Source organism: Kiloniella sp., from assembly GCF_965205715.1.
GTDB lineage: Bacteria > Pseudomonadota > Alphaproteobacteria > Kiloniellales > Kiloniellaceae > Kiloniella.
This window is the reverse complement of record NZ_CBDBHW010000002.1, coordinates 97,271-114,872: the sequence shown is the minus strand read 5'-3', so window position 1 is coordinate 114,872 and position 17,602 is coordinate 97,271. Positions and strand designations below refer to the sequence as shown.

Below are 17,602 nucleotides of genomic sequence, written 5' to 3'. Positions count from 1 at the left end.
GGCTGTGATCTGACGTTTATTTACGATGCTTCAGGCATATTTTTCACCTTTTTGTTTGTGGTTTTCCGCAACATTTTTTTGAGATTTTGGGCGGCTTCCCATTGTCTGTAGCTGTCGATATTCATCTCAAGAATGGTTGAGTGGTGAACAAGACGATCGATTGCTGCAACGGTCATGGCCTTATCTTGAAAAATATTGTCCCATCCGCTAAAAGGTTGATTGGCAGCAATTGCAATACTTCGGTACTCATATCGTCTGGCGATCAATTCAAAGAGCACGGATGTTTCAGATATATCCCTTTGTGCATAGGTAATATCATCGAGAATGATGAGATCAAATTTATCGAGTTTTGCGAGGGCGTTTTCGAGCATAAGTTCACGTCTGGCAGCCTGGAGTTTTTGCACCAGATCACTGGTTTGCGTATAGAGCACACGGTATCCAGCCTCTATAAGAGCATAACCTACGGCGCATAGGAGATGAGTTTTTCCTCCCCCTGAATTTCCAATGGCAATCAGATTTGCTCTTGCGTCAATCCAGTCACCGGCAGACAAGGCTTCGACCTGCGCCTTTTTCACGTTAGGCAGCCGCTTGAAGTTAAAAGTGGCCAGAGTTTTTCCGCCCAGCAGGTTTGATGCGTTGAGATGGCGTTGAATGCGTCGCGTGTCCCTTTCGGCCAATTCATATTCGGCCAAAACGGCAAGGAACCTGGCTGCTGACCAGCCCTCCTTGTCGGATTGGATTGCGATATCTTGCCAGTGTTTGTGAAAGCTGGGTAATCGTAAGTCAGTTAGCATAAGAGGCAGCTTGTGCTGATCCACTTCAATGTTTGTCATGCCCGATCCTCCAACAGAGTATCAAAGACTGATAATGAAGGTTGAACCACGGGAATATCAGGAGGTAAATCCGTGTTCTTTTTTGTGATATTCAGCTTAAGTTTTTTTGCGCAAGGTAGCCTTCCTGCATTGATTTCTCTCGAAATCAGGTGCGCGACTTCGGCCTCACAAGCCTCTTCGTGCGCAAGGAAAAGTATCCCAACCATCTGACGACACGCATCTCTGCGGGACAACTTTTTCTGAAACAATGTCCAGGCCAGGGAGTACTCGGTTCTTGGAAAAATACTGTCACGATAAATAGAATTGGCGAGTGCCTGAGGTTTACGTTTGAGAGCATGAATGACGTGATGATAATTGATAACATGAATGCGGGGGCCTTTGCCGTGCCCCCGCTCACGAGAATGGCTGACGACATGAGTGCTGCCTAGATAGGCTTCTATCCGGTTATCGTAAATATGGACACGCAAGCGTTGACCAATTAGGCGAGAAGGGGCGCTATAAAAAACCTGCTTAACTAAAAAACCACTTGTTTTGGTAACTCTCGACACGACTTCAGTGTAATCTGTTGTTCGCCGAGGAGGTAACGCCTTGAGAGATTTCAACTCTGTTTGGATATCTTGGTCACGATGTTTGTTCCGTCTAGCAATCAGCTCGTCCAAAAATCGCCGATACTCATCCAAAGTGTCAAAGTCATTACTGCCACGCAAAATCAGGGCCTGCTTTATCGCAGTCTTAAGGTGACCGTGGTGAGATTCAATGGCACCGTTCTCGTGTGATTCCCCTCTGTTATTTCGACTGGCCTCCATACCGTAGTGCTCAACAAAAGCAGAATAACGTTTGGTAATGTCCTCCTTTTCCTCAACGCTCAAATTCCGAAAGGCCGCAGACAGGCTGTCGGTCCGGTGGTTTTCAGGAGCGCCCCCCAAGGACCAAAGCGCATTTTGTAAGTTCTCCGCAAGGGCTGTAAAACTCTCACCGCCAAGTACGACCCCAACATGTTCCCATCGGCTATATACCAGAACAAAATGATAGAGCCGATGCACCAAAGGATCTCCTGCAATGGTAATACTTAAGTCGGCTGCATCCGTGAAATCTGATTGGCCCATGTAACCCGGCTCAGGTGTTTGCCTGAAAATGATATCCTTTTCAGGGCCATTCAGAGCCCGCCATCCCCGAACTCGGCGCTCTAACGTGCGCTTGACACGGTCATCGGGAAAACGGAGCGGATAGAGGCTCTGTATGTGGCGCAACAAAGTAATGGGTTTGACCGAGTTGTCTTTATCCAAAATGGGAAGGATGTCCTTATCCCAGATATCTTCAAGCGGATCAGAAACTGTTCGCCCTCGCTTTATATTGCGTTGTGACGGTAAAGTCGCATCAACGTCAAATCGGCGGGCCGTGCGTTCGCTAAACCCTGCGCGGGCAGCGGCGGTTCGTTGACCATGAGTTTTTCTATCTGTCATGTAAAGTCTCAGTTGTTCATCTGTGATAAATTTATACGGCAAACAGGTTCCTCCAATTACATCTAGAGGTTCCTAATTTATCAACTCACAGCAGCTTGTAACTAACACCAAATTAAGCCTTGGCCGGTGGATCTGATTATCAAACGGGCACGCCCTTTTTAATGATCAGATCCACCGGCCAAGGTGGTTGTCGCAACCGGCCAAGGTTATTGTCGCTGAACATCCTATTTTCTTTTCCGCCATAAGTCATCCTTGGTTTCTTGGGACGGGAAAGCATTCAGCGGTATCAATGAGGTCGGGGTTCAAATCGGTTATGCCATTATTGATTTTCTAAAAAATTATAACCTGACTGTTATAGAAAACCCTTCTGTACAACGCGGATTTCAGCAAGTGAATACTAGTCGCTTAGCTGGTTTCGCAACATTAGAACAAATTGGAAATACGTTGTTGATGCGTTATCCCGAGCGCTATCAAAACGTTGAGAAAGTTCCGGTGGCTCTTACAACAAAACCTTATTATCTGATCATAAGTAGAGAATTTTATAAGAATCATAATGCATTATCAGAAAATATTTGGAATGAGTTGGCTAAAATACGTGAAATCGAAATGCCCGATCTTATTATTAAATACAGTGAAACAAGCCAATCTGAGTAGTTGATCCTTAACGATACGATTTTTCCTTTAGTGTGTATTAAAGGTTTCTGATTATCTTTGAACTAATCTGTAAAGATATTCGAAAAATACTTGAGATCGTTCTAGAGCTTTGTCGCGGGGATCTTATTTTGGGATTTGTCGTATTGCTATTTCAATTACGTTTTTTTAAGCCCCTGAAAACGATAATTCGTCTAAGTGTTACTGTCCTTGTTTTGGGCTTTTGTGTCATTACTCCTGCAAATTCTGAAAAAATATCTTTTTCGATATGTTATGAGGATATTGAGAATATTCCTTATTATTATGGTAAAGGCGGTAGCATCCCTAAAAAAAATCCGGGTTTATATATTGAAATTCTTGAACTTGTAGAGAAAAAATTAGATCTTTTAATAAGCTTCCACCGAGCGCCATGGGCGCGTTGTTTAAGGGAGCTTGAGTTAAATCAAGTCGACGGAGTTCTTGCTGCCTCTTATAGTAAATCCCGCGTAGAATTCAGTAATTATCCCCACGTTTCAGGAAGAGTGGATAAAAAGCGTAGATTGATGAATCAATCTTATTATCTTTTTCGTCGAATAGGCAGTTCAGCGTCTTGGAATGGGAAAAGTTTTAAAAATGTAAATAAAATTGGAGCTCAAATCGGGTACTCCATTATTGATTTGCTTAAAGAACATAGACTTGTTGTCGCTGAAACCTCCTCTGTTCAAAGGGGATTATCACTCCTCCAGGCAGGTAGAATTGATGGTTTTGCAACGATCAAAGAAATTGCTACGAGTATTATTGCGCGTCACCCGGATAAATACGATCAGATAGAGTTGGTAAAGCCAGCACTTAAAACAAACTCTTATTACCTTGTCCTGGGAAATACTTTTTATTCAAAGTACTCTGATTTATCGGAAACTATCTGGAATGAGATAGCTGAGATAAGAGAGAAGGAACTTACTGGCCTACTAATAAAGTATAGCCACGCCCTAGACCCTTAAGTGTAAAAGAAGTCAGAATTTAAAAAAATCACACTTCGTTCTCTAGCGAAGCAATTAAGTCTAATGAAATGCTAATACAGATGCCTGTCAAATCATGAGAGGCTTAACAATGATTACCTGCTTTATTCGTTATGAAATTGATCCCTACAAAAAAGAACTCTTCGAGCAGTATGCCAGAAATTGGGGGCAGGCTATTCCTCAATGCGGTGCTGATTTAATAGGTTATTACGCACCACAGGAAGGATCCACGACGACTGCATATGGGCTTTATAATATTGATAACCTTGCAGAGTACGAGGCTTATCGCGCACGTTTGATGGAACATCCCCTTGGTCGTGAAAATTATGAGTTTGCACAGAAAGAACAATTTATTCGTAAGGAAGACAGGATTTTTCTTAAACGGGCATCGGGACCGCATAGTACATTGATACTGCCATGATTTAGAGGCATTAATGTATGAGGAAACGGAAGGTACTCCCCGGTATTGAGTGAGAATTTCGACTGTTATTTTCACTTAATCAATCGAGATGAAGAAAAGCCGTATATAATCACGGCTTTTCTTTGACAGGGCGTCATAATGTTGAAATCCTGTCTGTTCCTTTCTTGTAAATAGATCTCCGCAGAAAAATGATAGCTGAAATCCTGGGTATTATTGCCCCTGTCCTCATATGTATTGCAATTGGGTTCGCCTGGGCAAAAGCTGGCCGTAAATTTGATACGCCGATGGTAACTTTTCTGGTTACCTATTTTAGTACACCTGCTCTTGTCTTCTATACATTGTCTACAGTAGATCTTTCTATGGATGCGCTCTTCGCCATGGGAGGGGCTGCAATTGCGGCAAATGTGGTTCTTGCGGTCATTGGGGCGGTTACTTTGTGGATATTCGGCTTATCACAAAGGACGTTTCTTCAGTCCCTGACCTGGCCGAATGTTGGTAATATTGGTTTACCTTTGTGTCTGTTAGCCTTTGGGGAAGAGGGACTTGCTCTCGCTATCGGTTTCTTTGCGGTTTATGTGGTTATCCAGTTGACAATTGGAGTTGCTTTTGTCTCTGGCCAATTTTCACCCAAATCACTGATCACTATGCCAATCATTCCGGCGACAATTATTGCCTCTGTCGTACTCGTTGGTGACTTATATGTACCGGAATGGATCCTTAATACGACGAAACTGATTGGGGATTTAACCATTCCGTTGATGCTGATTACACTTGGAGTATCCCTCGCAAGTCTAAAGGTTGTTAATATCGGACGAAGTGTTTGGCTTGCTGTCTTTCGCTTGGCAATAGGGTTTGCTGTCGGAGTTGGGATCGCATGGGGTTTTGATTTGGAAGGGGCAGCACGTGGTGTTGTCATTCTCCAGTGTGCTTTGCCCGTGGCAGTATTTTGTTACCTCCTGGCACAACTCTACGAACGTCAACCTGAAGAAGTCGCAAGCCTGGTTGTCATATCTACAACTATATCTATCGTGAGTCTTCCTGCCTTAATGTGGTTTGTTCTTTTAAACTAAGTGTCCTTCCATGTTTCAATGAGAAGTAAGTATCGATTTTCTCGCTAGCTGCAATTGGGTTAGCGTACCGTGTAAATCGTATTGCATAAGTATGTGTATTTTCACTTTTAATAATATGCAGTTTTTAAAAATACCTATGTCGATTTTATTAGATTATCTCTAGCCACTTTTATCCCTTCTATTTGAAGCTCCATTCTGTCTGAAATTTGTACATATTTTTAACAAAAGCTATTTTTCATGTGGGTCAAAAAATTGGAATAAATGGGATTTATATCAAAAATTACATTTTTTTGTCTGTATTGGTATTTTTCTTTGGTTTAACCAATAAGTTTATATTTATTGTCTGTAAATATCCTATAAGTAAGGCGCGCACTTGGTTGTAGGCGAAAAACCATACGTCATATTCAACTTATCGTTTCTCTTTAGAGTGGTGTTCGTGTGGGCCATAGCACGGTTTATGGTTGTAAAGTAAACATTAAGTAACAATTGCTGTTAATGTTTAATTAATGAGACTCTATCAACAATCTACGCAGATTTTACAAGTAAATGTAAATCGAAAATAAAGTACTGGTGTAAAAACATAAAAATGTATGGTTGTTTTTAGGAGAAATAAGTTGAGAAATGTTATTAAGATTGTTGCTTTTAGTGCTATTAGTTTAAGTTTTGCATCTTCATCTGCATTTTCTGCAGATGCTACGGGTAATGCTTCTGCACAAATACAAACCGCTGTCTCTGTTGTTGAGAACACGGCAATGAACTTTGGTAGTACAGCCGTTGATGCTTCAGGGGGAACCGTTTCCATGAGCGCTGCAGGTGTTGTATCTGGTCCAGGTGGTTATACCTTTTCCGGCTCTCCTACAGCGGGCGCTTTTACTGTAACAGCGGATGCAAGTACGGCTGTTACAATAAGTTTTACTGATGGCACATTGACAGGCCCAGGTACAGCTATGGCATTGAACAACTTGGCTCTTCTCCGCTTTGTTGAGTAGAAAAAGATGCCGACCGCCAAGTAACCTGTTGATATGTATGGTTTCTGATAACTTTACATAGAGCAGGTATATGACAATCAACATCTCGCAGCATATTTTAGGCCTCAAAGGGCAACGTGTAAATGAAATTAAACTGGATGACGGCGGTGTTAAGATTGTCATTCACTGCAGCCGAGACGCGCGTAGGAGGGCTATAGACCCTGCTACAGGCCAGAAGGGAAGCATCAACCAGCATGTCCGCCGACAAGTAAACGACATCCCCCTTTTTGGGTATCCTTGTGTGGTCGAGATTGAGCTGGCGCAGGTTTATATTAACAAGGGCGAACGCCGCATTGAGGGGTGTGATTTTGTTGATAAAGGGTGCCGTTTCACTCACCGATTTTGCCGACTGATCAGTGGATTATGTCGGCATATGTCTATTCAAGCGGTTTCCAGACATTTGGATATACGATGGGAAACGGTCAAGAATATCGACAGGGCATACCTTATTGAAACTCTCCCTACGCTTGATCCTGCAGAGCTAACTGGCTTGGAATATATTGGTGTAGATGAAGTTGCCCGGGCGAAAGGTCATGACTACATGACGGTGGTCTACGATATGGTTGGCGGTCATCTGATCTGGGTTGAAGCAGGCCGAACTGCCGAGGTTTTTTCAAGGTTTTTGAAACAACTGCAACCAGATACAGCCTGCAAAATAAAGGCCGTAGCGATGGATATGGGGCCTGCCTACCAAAAGGCTGTCAGAGAGTCCTTGCCGTTGGCCGACATAGTATTTGACCGTTTCCACGTCATGAAAAACTACAGCAAAGCTATCCATAATCAGCGTCGACTTGAGTTCAGAAAGGCCGATCCAAGTGGTAAAGAGTTGATGAAAGGGACACATTATCTGTTGCTCAAAAATGCGGATAAGTTGAGTGAAAAACAAAGTGACAAGCTGCAAAGGTTGCTGGAGAGCAATAGCAACCTGAATGCACTTTACGTCTTGAAAGAACAGCTTCAGCTGCTGTGGAGTGCCGCTTCATTTGAGGCGATGGCGGAGCAACTGGAACGTTGGTGCCTGATAGCAGATCAGTCACAGATGCTCTATCTAAAAAAGTTCGCGAAATCCCTACGGAAACATTGTGTGGGCATCTGCAACTACGCCAAACACAAGCTCACAAGCGCCAGGATAGAGGCTGGTAATGTCAGTATAGGAATGATCCGTAAGCGAGCCAGAGGCATCAAGGATACCGAATACTTCAAACTCAAAATTAGACAATCATCCATTCCAGATAATCAATCTATGCTCTATTTGAAATCCTAAATCTACTCAACAAAGCGGAGAAGTGCCAACAACTTTACTCATAATGCAGGCGGAACACCCACAACAGGTGCTGGTGGTACCTTAGCTTTTGCTGTTGGTGGGGATATGGTTGTCAACGCCACACAAACTAGTGGGGCCTATTCAGGTACATATACTGTAACTGTTAACTACTAAGTTTTTATTGGAACCAGAGATACATTTTTTATGAATCTCTGGTTCCATTATTTGGGGGGAGTAAGGTGACAAATTCCGTTAGTGTGTCTAGTCTATCAAATTTTCTATTATCAAGTAAAAAATTAATAAAAAAATTTTATTATTCAACATATTTACCAACTATTCTTATCTTAATAATATTAATATTTACAATTTCCCTATCAAGTCCTTCCCGAGCAGCTGGAGGATTAGTTGTCACACCACAGCTCGTAGAATTAAACGCCCGTAACCGAAATACGGTGCTGACCTTGGCAAATAGAGGGAACAAGGTAGAAACATATCGAATTTCAATAATCAATTATCGCATGGACGAGCAAGGTAATTTGTTCCAAATTGATACGCCGAGCGGCGTTGAAGCCTTTGCGAATGGTCTTTTTCGGTATGCTCCACGTCAAATTACGTTAAAGCCAGGAACACCTCAGACAGTAAGGGTTTTATATCGCCGCCCGGCAGATCTGGAAGAAGGTGAATACCGATCTCATCTTCTTTTTCAACAAGTCCCTGATACAAAGCCTCAGGCATCGAATAATTCAAGTGGCGCGGGGCTTTCTGTCGAAATTAAAACAATTTTTGGCATCTCAATTCCGGTTATCGTACGTCATGGTGAACTTACTGGAAATGGTCAGTTGGCTGAGCTTAAGTCTATTGATAAAAATGACGGGGAAAAAGCAATATCTCTACGGATTAATCGGTCTGGTAATCAATCCCTACGTGGTGATTTGGTGGCCTTGTCAGATGGAAATGAAGTTGGACGTCTAAATAATGTGGCTGTCTATCTCTCAACTGCCTATCGTGACATTGAGGTACCTTTGACAACTGAAAAACTGTTATCTCTCTCGGGTAAAACAATCGATGTTGAATATCGCCCACGTAAAGGGAAAACCGGTCCCATTATAACCTCAAGCCTGAGGTTACCTTAGCACCAATTCATAAACTAATTGAGTTGATGCTATGCTCTGGCCGATTAAAATCATACGGCTAAGTATTGTCCTGCTTGTGGTGCTTTTGTTCTTTGAAGCAAAAGTAAATGCAGGGACAATAGCAGAAAAGGAAATTTGGAGCGAAAGGCCTGATGATGAACTTTATGTTTTTGGGCTAGAGTTAGATCGATTTACTTTAACAGATGGTTTTATAATTTACTTTGATGGTAAAGAGGCTTTTCTACCCCTCGCAGGGATTACACAGGTTTTAGAATTTCCGATTGATGTGAACCCTATAGAAGGAACAGCTAAAGGGTGGTTTTTAAATGAGGATCGAATTTTCGACCTCGACTTAAAAACGGGGACAGTTAAGTTTAAAGATCGTTCTTTATTGTTCTCTCCTGATCAAGTGGAAAGACACTCTGATGATTTGTATGTATCCTTAACTGAACTTGAAAAGTGGTTTCCCTTTATTCTTGAAATACGCTTCAATGATTTACAAATTGGCGTCAGAGCTCTTGAACCTTTTCCTTTGCAAGAACGAATTGCAAGAGAAGCACGTCGTTCCCAAATTGGAAGTACTGTTGAGGGGGATGAATTAGATTTATTCATCCCAGATAATAACTGGTTCGAGCTGCCTTTTGTGGATGTCAGCATTGATGCATCAGGACGCAATACTGACAATGTATTGGATGGTCAGGTTCGGCAGACAACGACCGTTGTTGGAATAATTGGTGGCCTAGACGCTGATGCAACGTTTATTGCCAATAGCGCAGAAGTTTTACCAAACCTTCGGTTGCAACTTGGTCGACGTTCTATAAATGGGGACTTGCTTGGTCCTCTTAATGCCCGGGAGTTTTCCCTGGGAGATGTATCTACTCCAGATTTACCTTTGGTAGCAGACAACACCGTAGGTCGTGGAATATCTCTGTCATCATATGATCTTAACAGATTAGAACAAACCAACAGGGTTACTCTTCGTGGTGAGCTGGCCGTGGGATGGGAGGTCGAAGTTTATCGTAATGGAGAGCTTATTGACTTCCAAACTGACAGCAATGGCGGGGATGGGCGATATGAGTTTTCGAATATTCCAACTGTGGCTGGATTGAACGAATTTAGGTTGGTCTTTTATGGACCACAAGGACAGATCCGGGAAAAAAATGAACGATACTTTGTCACATCAGAACTTGCCGAACCCAAAAAAGGGGCCTTTCGGGTTGCCATAAATCAAGCAAACCGAGATCTAATTTCATTTACGGATCAAGCTAACTCTCGAGAGGATGATGGTGAAAATAGATTAATTGCTCAGGCAGAGTATGGCGTGACCGAGACTTTATCCGTTAATGGTGGAATTGCCTCACTTTCTCTGGAGGGTGATCGACGTAATTATCTATCAGTTGGGGCCCAAACCTCTCTATTTGGCGCACTTGGTCATTTAGATCTGTCTATCGATGATACTGGTGGGGTGGCGCTTGGGGGACGAACCCAAACCCAAATTGGGTCCTGGTCATTATCTGCTGAACAAAATTGGTACCAGGGTTTTCATTCGGAGCAGTCCGACAATAGTTCTGTCAGTGGCCATCTTCTAAGTAAGACGAGTGCACGGATCAATGGGCATCTACCCGATTACGGCCTTGGTCATCAGCCCTTGTCTGCCTCTGTAACTCACGAGATATCAGAAGATAGAGAGTGGGAAACTCAGCTTTTTGGTCGATTATCTACTGTTGTAAGGCCTTTCAACTTTGCTTTGTCATCTACTGCACGCATAAAAGAAGAGCAACCTGTCGAGGCCGACGCGCGGCTTCTCATCAGTACCTTACTTGGTGATTTCCGACTTAGAGGTGAAGCAGGATATGGCGTTACTCCAGTGGCTGAATTAGAGAGAGTGTCACTGAGTGCTGATTGGCATATAGAAGAGGACTTTGGCGCACGGGTTAATTTCACTCATACCGGAGGTGATCATTCCTTAAATATGGTATCTGCTGGCCTAAACAGGCAATTTGAGAAATTTGCTCTTGGGGTCAACTTAGAAGCAGACAGCGAAGGAGATTATAATGCTCGACTTGGCCTCTCTTTTAGTTTTGGCCACGATCCAGGTAATAATAGTATAGCTGTTAAAGGAAAACCGTTTGCCAGACAGAGTGCTGTAAGTGCCCAGGTTTTTCTCGATCGTGATAATGACGGCGCTTACGGGCCAAATGATAGTCTGATTCCAAATGCGGGATTTTCAGGTTTGGCTTTACCGCGTAACGTTACAACATCTGAGGATGGAACAGCATTTATTTCGGGGTTAGAGCCTTATAAAGCCATAGAAATCGGGCTTAATAATGCGACATTGGAAGATCCTTTTTGGGTGTCGTCCAAACAACCGGTAAAAGTTGTTATGCGTCCAGGTACCACTACACTTATGCAATTTCCAGTCATTGAAACCGGAGAGGTGGATGGCTTGGTTCTTTTAAGAGAACTAGGAGGTGAGAATAAGGATGATATCGTAAAGGAGAAAATGGGCTCGGGGATGCGAATTTATCTCGTGGGTAGCGATGGTGAAAGGGTCGCCGAAACGGTCAGTGCCTATGATGGTTTTTTCTTTTTTGATAGAATTCCTTATGGCGAATACAAGGTTGTTCTGGATAGTGAGCAGTTAGATGAGCTGGGATATGAAGCTGGAGGCATACTAAGAGAGTTTGAAATTGGGGGAGAAGAGCCTTTTATTTCAGCACAAGATTTGAGTGCGATAGTGAAGGAAAAAAAATGATAAAAGGTTGAATTTATTTTTGCTCATTCCACAGTTTTTCCATGGTTTCCAATCCTACATCTTCTATTTGTTGCTCCTTCTTTTTTAAGGCCGTTTCAACGCCGCGAAACCGTTTTTCAAATTTTTGATTGGTTCTTCTTAGGGCCTGTTCAGGGTCCAGGTCTAAATGTCTGGCAAGATTAACGACCGAAAACAGTACGTCACCTAGTTCGTCTTCGGCACGATCCATGTCTATGGACTTCTTTTGATCAAGTACTTCTTTTAGTTCTTCGATTTCTTCGTGTATTTTATCGATGACCGGGCTTAAATCTGGCCAGTCAAACCCAACACGAGCTGCTCTTTTTTGTAACTTTACCGCGCGTGTTGCCGCCGGGAGGCCGACCGTGATGCCATCCAAGATGCTTTCTTCTTCTTTGCCTTGTTTGATTACTCTTTCTTTTGCTTTAAGATCTTCCCAGGCAAGAGCTTGTTCCGCGACGTTATTGTGCGACACATCTCCATATACATGGGGGTGCCGGTTGACCATTTTTTCGGTGATGGCCTGAGCAATATCTTCAAAATCAAATAGCTTGTTATCTTCCGCTATACGCGCGTGATAAACGACCTGTAATAATAGATCCCCGAGTTCATCTTTCAATGAGTTGTGATCATTCTTTTCAATTGCGTCTGCCACTTCATAGGCTTCTTCAATGGTATAGGGAGCAATCGTCTGAAAAGTCTGTTCTATATCCCAGGGGCATCCACCGTTTGGATCCCTGAGATCTGCCATCAACTGTATTAATCTATCAATACCGCGATCGGTCAGAGGGGGGATGTTTTTACTCATTGATTAACCTGTAAAAGAAAGGGTGTGGCCGTTTAAAACACTTTAACGAACTTAATTGACGGCGACAAAAAGTATAAAAATAAAAATTGATGCTTTTAAGTTATTTATAATTATTCAGGTCAAATGTGTTTAACGCGAATATTTCATCTCTGTACGCGACATGTGGGCTTTTGAAAATCAACCCTAAGTTTACCCCTTTTTAATACCAAGAGGGTATTGTCTTCACCAAACAAAAGCACGGATTAGCATGAATTCTTGTTGCTAAAAATGGCTCTTCTCCGCTTTGTTGAGTAGAAAAAGATGCCGACCGCCAAGTAACCTGTTGATATGTATGGTTTCTGATAACTTTACATAGAGCAGGTATATGACAATCAACATCTCGCAGCATATTTTAGGCCTCAAAGGGCAACGTGTAAATGAAATTAAACTGGATGACGGCGGTGTTAAGATTGTCATTCACTGCAGCCGAGACGCGCGTAGGAGGGCTATAGACCCTGCTACAGGCCAGAAGGGAAGCATCAACCAGCATGTCCGCCGACAAGTAAACGACATCCCCCTTTTTGGGTATCCTTGTGTGGTCGAGATTGAGCTGGCGCAGGTTTATATTAACAAGGGCGAACGCCGCATTGAGGGGTGTGATTTTGTTGATAAAGGGTGCCGTTTCACTCACCGATTTTGCCGACTGATCAGTGGATTATGTCGGCATATGTCTATTCAAGCGGTTTCCAGACATTTGGATATACGATGGGAAACGGTCAAGAATATCGACAGGGCATACCTTATTGAAACTCTCCCTACGCTTGATCCTGCAGAGCTAACTGGCTTGGAATATATTGGTGTAGATGAAGTTGCCCGGGCGAAAGGTCATGACTACATGACGGTGGTCTACGATATGGTTGGCGGTCATCTGATCTGGGTTGAAGCAGGCCGAACTGCCGAGGTTTTTTCAAGGTTTTTGAAACAACTGCAACCAGATACAGCCTGCAAAATAAAGGCCGTAGCGATGGATATGGGGCCTGCCTACCAAAAGGCTGTCAGAGAGTCCTTGCCGTTGGCCGACATAGTATTTGACCGTTTCCACGTCATGAAAAACTACAGCAAAGCTATCCATAATCAGCGTCGACTTGAGTTCAGAAAGGCCGATCCAAGTGGTAAAGAGTTGATGAAAGGGACACATTATCTGTTGCTCAAAAATGCGGATAAGTTGAGTGAAAAACAAAGTGACAAGCTGCAAAGGTTGCTGGAGAGCAATAGCAACCTGAATGCACTTTACGTCTTGAAAGAACAGCTTCAGCTGCTGTGGAGTGCCGCTTCATTTGAGGCGATGGCGGAGCAACTGGAACGTTGGTGCCTGATAGCAGATCAGTCACAGATGCTCTATCTAAAAAAGTTCGCGAAATCCCTACGGAAACATTGTGTGGGCATCTGCAACTACGCCAAACACAAGCTCACAAGCGCCAGGATAGAGGCTGGTAATGTCAGTATAGGAATGATCCGTAAGCGAGCCAGAGGCATCAAGGATACCGAATACTTCAAACTCAAAATTAGACAATCATCCATTCCAGATAATCAATCTATGCTCTATTTGAAATCCTAAATCTACTCAACAAAGCGGAGAAGTGCCAACAAGGCTCTTCTCCGCTTTGTTGAGTAGAAAAAGATGCCGACCGCCAAGTAACCTGTTGATATGTATGGTTTCTGATAACTTTACATAGAGCAGGTATATGACAATCAACATCTCGCAGCATATTTTAGGCCTCAAAGGGCAACGTGTAAATGAAATTAAACTGGATGACGGCGGTGTTAAGATTGTCATTCACTGCAGCCGAGACGCGCGTAGGAGGGCTATAGACCCTGCTACAGGCCAGAAGGGAAGCATCAACCAGCATGTCCGCCGACAAGTAAACGACATCCCCCTTTTTGGGTATCCTTGTGTGGTCGAGATTGAGCTGGCGCAGGTTTATATTAACAAGGGCGAACGCCGCATTGAGGGGTGTGATTTTGTTGATAAAGGGTGCCGTTTCACTCACCGATTTTGCCGACTGATCAGTGGATTATGTCGGCATATGTCTATTCAAGCGGTTTCCAGACATTTGGATATACGATGGGAAACGGTCAAGAATATCGACAGGGCATACCTTATTGAAACTCTCCCTACGCTTGATCCTGCAGAGCTAACTGGCTTGGAATATATTGGTGTAGATGAAGTTGCCCGGGCGAAAGGTCATGACTACATGACGGTGGTCTACGATATGGTTGGCGGTCATCTGATCTGGGTTGAAGCAGGCCGAACTGCCGAGGTTTTTTCAAGGTTTTTGAAACAACTGCAACCAGATACAGCCTGCAAAATAAAGGCCGTAGCGATGGATATGGGGCCTGCCTACCAAAAGGCTGTCAGAGAGTCCTTGCCGTTGGCCGACATAGTATTTGACCGTTTCCACGTCATGAAAAACTACAGCAAAGCTATCCATAATCAGCGTCGACTTGAGTTCAGAAAGGCCGATCCAAGTGGTAAAGAGTTGATGAAAGGGACACATTATCTGTTGCTCAAAAATGCGGATAAGTTGAGTGAAAAACAAAGTGACAAGCTGCAAAGGTTGCTGGAGAGCAATAGCAACCTGAATGCACTTTACGTCTTGAAAGAACAGCTTCAGCTGCTGTGGAGTGCCGCTTCATTTGAGGCGATGGCGGAGCAACTGGAACGTTGGTGCCTGATAGCAGATCAGTCACAGATGCTCTATCTAAAAAAGTTCGCGAAATCCCTACGGAAACATTGTGTGGGCATCTGCAACTACGCCAAACACAAGCTCACAAGCGCCAGGATAGAGGCTGGTAATGTCAGTATAGGAATGATCCGTAAGCGAGCCAGAGGCATCAAGGATACCGAATACTTCAAACTCAAAATTAGACAATCATCCATTCCAGATAATCAATCTATGCTCTATTTGAAATCCTAAATCTACTCAACAAAGCGGAGAAGTGCCCTAAAAATACAATAATACCTGTGCATATTACGTCATTGGAAGGTGGGAAAATCTTATGCTGAATAAACTATCGCTAAGTGCAAAATTAACACTATGGAGTGCTTTAATCGTCGTCGTTTGTTTGGCTGTTAGTATTGTACTTATGGCTAGAACAACTGAGAACACGGTTCGTAATCTAACCCTTGATCAGGCTAGAGCCATCGGAAAAGCAGAAGCTACCGAGGTTCAACGTCAATTAGATATCGGGATGACTGTGGCTCATTCTCTTACCCAAACCTTTATCGGGATGAGGGAAGCGGGGGTAACGAACAGATCTGCATATGATGAAATATTACGCCAAACTTTAACTGAAAACCCTGTTTTAGCTGGGGCTTGGGCCGGGTACGAGACAAATGCTTTAGATGGCAAAGATACTGACTATGCCAATAAAGATAACCCTAGTGGGCGATATTTATCTTATTACTATAATTTTGGTAAAGGCGTCTTTCCGTCGATCATAACAGCTTATGATACGGATCAGACGACGCCAGAAACCGATTGGTATTACCTTCCAAAACGGACAAAAAAGCCAGCGATTGTTGATCCCATTGGATATGATATCGAAGGTAACATTGTAACCCTGACATCCTTTGTTTATCCCATTTTAGATGCGAATAATAATTTCCTGGGAGTGGTCGGGGTTGATATGAACCTCAACGATATGGCTGCATCATTTAACAAGTTAACGCCTTTTGAAACTGGTACAGTTAACTTGGTATCAAATAACGGTCAGTGGGTTGCGCATACTAATCCGGAGCTTCTCGGAAAGCCTTTGGATCAAAACAACCCTCTTTTTGAAACAGCTGTGCCTCTTGTTAAAGATGGTCAAACCCTCGAGGGAGTGGATGGCGAAGTTTATCGTCTGTTTATTCCTGTGAATGTTCGGGACTCAAAAGATCCTTGGTCCGTTGTTATTAATGTCCCTGTTAATAAGATGACCGAACAGGCGGTTATCATGGAGCGCTACACGATCATCGGTGGAGGCATTCTTTTAGTGGTACTTGTTACCGCCCTTTTATTGATGTCACGGGTAATGATACGTAACCCACTTCAGGGAAGTATGAAGGTGATTACGGCTCTTATGGAAGGAAACTATAAAGTTGAGGTCACTGGGCAAGACAGAGGGGATGAGATTGGCGATATTAATAGGGCGTTAGATCTTTTTAAGGCGAATGCTGAGCAAGTAATCCACATGGAGGCTGAAAAGCTTGAGGCTGAAAAACGTGCCTCGGATGAACGCCAGGAATCTCGTATGTTAATGGCCAATGAATTCGAAGCTTCTGTTGGGCAAATTATTACATCTGTGTCTGGATCTGCGGATGGTATGCGGACAACAGCTGAAAGTATGGCTGGGGCGGCAACGCACTCTTCCAGTCAGGCTGATGTCGTAACAGGAGCAGCGGAAGAAGCTTCACAAAATGTACAGTCTGTCGCGGCTGCAACAGAAGAACTATCCGCCTCGATTAATGAAATTAGCTCTCAAGTTCAGCGGTCTGCGGATATTGCAAGTAATGCTGTGGAAGAAACATCCCGGACAAATGAAAAAGTTGAGGGGTTGGCCGCAGCTGCAGACAAAATTGGCGAAGTCGTGAAGCTTATCAATGACATTGCGGAACAGACCAATTTACTTGCACTTAATGCAACTATTGAAGCCGCTCGAGCGGGAGAAGCTGGCAAGGGTTTTGCCGTTGTTGCTTCAGAAGTAAAATCGCTAGCCAATCAAACGGCACAAGCAACAGAAGAAATATCTGGTCAAATTACTTCTATACAAACGGAAACACGCGATGCCGTCGGAGCAATTCACGGTATTTCTCAAACCATTAATTCAATCCACGAAGTCGCGACTGCAATAGCCTCTGCCGTTGAAGAGCAGGGGGCGGCCACTGCGGAAATCACGAAGTCTGTTCAACAAGCAGCTAATGGTACTGATCAGGTTACATCGAATATTACCCAGGTAAGAGAGGCTGCCAGCACTACGGGTTCAGCCGCGAATGAAGTGCAGACATCGGCTTCAGGACTTGCAGAAGAAGCAAAGCTGTTAGAAACCCAGGTTCACGAGTTTATCAATAAACTTAGGTCGGTGAGTTAAGCTGAGTTAGATACTCAAGATAAGATTAGTCATTAAGTTTGAGTACCT

16 protein-coding genes are annotated in these 17,602 nt (G+C 43.5%); 12 read left to right on the top strand and 4 right to left on the bottom strand.

Going from position 1 to position 17,602, the window contains the following annotated elements:
* Positions 1-20: 20 nt before the first annotated feature.
* Positions 21-833: an IS21-like element helper ATPase IstB gene (gene istB / locus ACOGW3_RS02710; protein WP_419901088.1), complete on the bottom strand. Its 813-nt coding sequence runs from the start codon at positions 831-833 to the stop codon at positions 21-23.
* On the bottom strand, positions 830-2,338 hold the full coding sequence (istA, locus tag ACOGW3_RS02705) for an IS21 family transposase (protein ID WP_419901087.1): 1,509 nt from the start codon (positions 2,336-2,338) through the stop codon (positions 830-832). The genes istB and istA overlap by 4 nt, the downstream gene beginning before the upstream one ends.
* Before the next feature lie 210 nt (positions 2,339-2,548).
* On the opposite strand from istA, the gene ACOGW3_RS02700 reads away from it, so the two are divergent.
* The 9 genes from ACOGW3_RS02700 (at position 2,549) to ACOGW3_RS02660 (ending at position 11,616) form a co-directional block, all read left to right on the top strand.
* Positions 2,549-2,950, top strand: a complete 402-nt coding sequence (locus ACOGW3_RS02700; protein ID WP_419901547.1) for a hypothetical protein — start codon at positions 2,549-2,551, stop codon at positions 2,948-2,950.
* Positions 2,951-3,078: 128 nt separating this feature from the next.
* Entirely contained in the window at positions 3,079-3,927 is an 849-nt protein-coding gene (locus tag ACOGW3_RS02695; protein ID WP_419901546.1) for a substrate-binding periplasmic protein, read from the top strand.
* A 109-nt stretch (positions 3,928-4,036) separates the two neighbouring features.
* Complete coding sequence (locus ACOGW3_RS02690) at positions 4,037-4,366, top strand: NIPSNAP family protein (protein WP_419901545.1); 330 nt, start codon at positions 4,037-4,039, stop codon at positions 4,364-4,366.
* 188 nt (positions 4,367-4,554) lie between these two features.
* Positions 4,555-5,436 carry an AEC family transporter gene (locus ACOGW3_RS02685; protein ID WP_419901544.1) on the top strand — a complete coding sequence of 294 codons (882 nt, stop codon included), beginning with the start codon at positions 4,555-4,557 and terminating at the stop codon, positions 5,434-5,436.
* 590 nt (positions 5,437-6,026) lie between these two features.
* The gene (locus ACOGW3_RS02680) at positions 6,027-6,425 is read left to right on the top strand and encodes a DUF4402 domain-containing protein (protein ID WP_419901543.1); all 399 of its coding nucleotides are present in this window, start codon (positions 6,027-6,029) and stop codon (positions 6,423-6,425) included.
* A 70-nt stretch (positions 6,426-6,495) separates the two neighbouring features.
* Entirely contained in the window at positions 6,496-7,728 is a 1,233-nt protein-coding gene (locus ACOGW3_RS02675) for an ISL3 family transposase (protein ID WP_419901077.1), read from the top strand.
* Positions 7,729-7,902: a DUF4402 domain-containing protein gene (locus tag ACOGW3_RS02670; protein WP_419901761.1), complete on the top strand. Its 174-nt coding sequence runs from the start codon at positions 7,729-7,731 to the stop codon at positions 7,900-7,902.
* Between the two features lie 65 nt (positions 7,903-7,967).
* On the top strand, positions 7,968-8,861 hold the full coding sequence (locus ACOGW3_RS02665) for a molecular chaperone (protein ID WP_419901542.1): 894 nt from the start codon (positions 7,968-7,970) through the stop codon (positions 8,859-8,861).
* A gap of 31 nt (positions 8,862-8,892) precedes the next feature.
* Positions 8,893-11,616, top strand: a complete 2,724-nt coding sequence (locus ACOGW3_RS02660; RefSeq protein ID WP_419901541.1) for a hypothetical protein — start codon at positions 8,893-8,895, stop codon at positions 11,614-11,616.
* Between the two features lie 13 nt (positions 11,617-11,629).
* Here the strand turns inward: ACOGW3_RS02660 and mazG are convergent, their stop codons facing one another.
* On the bottom strand, positions 11,630-12,442 hold the full coding sequence (gene mazG, locus ACOGW3_RS02655; RefSeq protein WP_419901540.1) for a nucleoside triphosphate pyrophosphohydrolase: 813 nt from the start codon (positions 12,440-12,442) through the stop codon (positions 11,630-11,632).
* A 364-nt stretch (positions 12,443-12,806) separates the two neighbouring features.
* On the opposite strand from mazG, the gene ACOGW3_RS02650 reads away from it, so the two are divergent.
* Positions 12,807-14,039, top strand: a complete 1,233-nt coding sequence (locus tag ACOGW3_RS02650) for an ISL3 family transposase (RefSeq protein WP_419901077.1) — start codon at positions 12,807-12,809, stop codon at positions 14,037-14,039.
* A gap of 6 nt (positions 14,040-14,045) precedes the next feature.
* Here the strand turns inward: ACOGW3_RS02650 and ACOGW3_RS02645 are convergent, their stop codons facing one another.
* Positions 14,046-14,180 (bottom strand): hypothetical protein, encoded by a 135-nt coding sequence (locus ACOGW3_RS02645; RefSeq protein ID WP_419901539.1) that lies wholly within the window; start codon positions 14,178-14,180, stop codon positions 14,046-14,048.
* On the opposite strand from ACOGW3_RS02645, the gene ACOGW3_RS02640 reads away from it, so the two are divergent.
* Both ACOGW3_RS02640 and ACOGW3_RS02635 read left to right on the top strand, forming a co-directional pair.
* A complete protein-coding gene (locus ACOGW3_RS02640; RefSeq protein WP_419901077.1) occupies positions 14,167-15,399 on the top strand; it encodes an ISL3 family transposase in 1,233 nt (410 codons plus the stop codon). The two genes, ACOGW3_RS02645 and ACOGW3_RS02640, sit on opposite strands and share 14 nt — an antisense overlap.
* Positions 15,400-15,481: 82 nt before the next feature.
* Positions 15,482-17,554, top strand: coding sequence for a methyl-accepting chemotaxis protein (locus ACOGW3_RS02635; protein WP_419901538.1), 2,073 nt, complete (start codon positions 15,482-15,484; stop codon positions 17,552-17,554).
* The last annotated feature ends 48 nt before the right edge of the window (positions 17,555-17,602 follow it).

Bases quoted from the DNA above. Each gene is read 5' to 3' on its own strand.
- istB (WP_419901088.1), bottom strand. From the start codon at position 833: ATGACAAACATTGAAGTGGATCAGCACAAGCTGCCTCTTATGCTAACT.
- ACOGW3_RS02690 (WP_419901545.1), top strand. From the start codon at position 4,037: ATGATTACCTGCTTTATTCGTTATGAAATTGATCCCTACAAAAAAGAA.
- ACOGW3_RS02685 (WP_419901544.1), top strand. From the start codon at position 4,555: ATGATAGCTGAAATCCTGGGTATTATTGCCCCTGTCCTCATATGTATT.
- ACOGW3_RS02680 (WP_419901543.1), top strand. From the start codon at position 6,027: ATGGTTGTTTTTAGGAGAAATAAGTTGAGAAATGTTATTAAGATTGTT.
- ACOGW3_RS02675 (WP_419901077.1), top strand. From the start codon at position 6,496: ATGACAATCAACATCTCGCAGCATATTTTAGGCCTCAAAGGGCAACGT.
- ACOGW3_RS02660 (WP_419901541.1), top strand. From the start codon at position 8,893: ATGCTCTGGCCGATTAAAATCATACGGCTAAGTATTGTCCTGCTTGTG.
- mazG (WP_419901540.1), bottom strand. From the start codon at position 12,442: ATGAGTAAAAACATCCCCCCTCTGACCGATCGCGGTATTGATAGATTA.
- ACOGW3_RS02650 (WP_419901077.1), top strand. From the start codon at position 12,807: ATGACAATCAACATCTCGCAGCATATTTTAGGCCTCAAAGGGCAACGT.
- ACOGW3_RS02640 (WP_419901077.1), top strand. From the start codon at position 14,167: ATGACAATCAACATCTCGCAGCATATTTTAGGCCTCAAAGGGCAACGT.
- ACOGW3_RS02645 (WP_419901539.1), bottom strand. From the start codon at position 14,180: ATGTTGATTGTCATATACCTGCTCTATGTAAAGTTATCAGAAACCATA.
- ACOGW3_RS02635 (WP_419901538.1), top strand. From the start codon at position 15,482: ATGCTGAATAAACTATCGCTAAGTGCAAAATTAACACTATGGAGTGCT.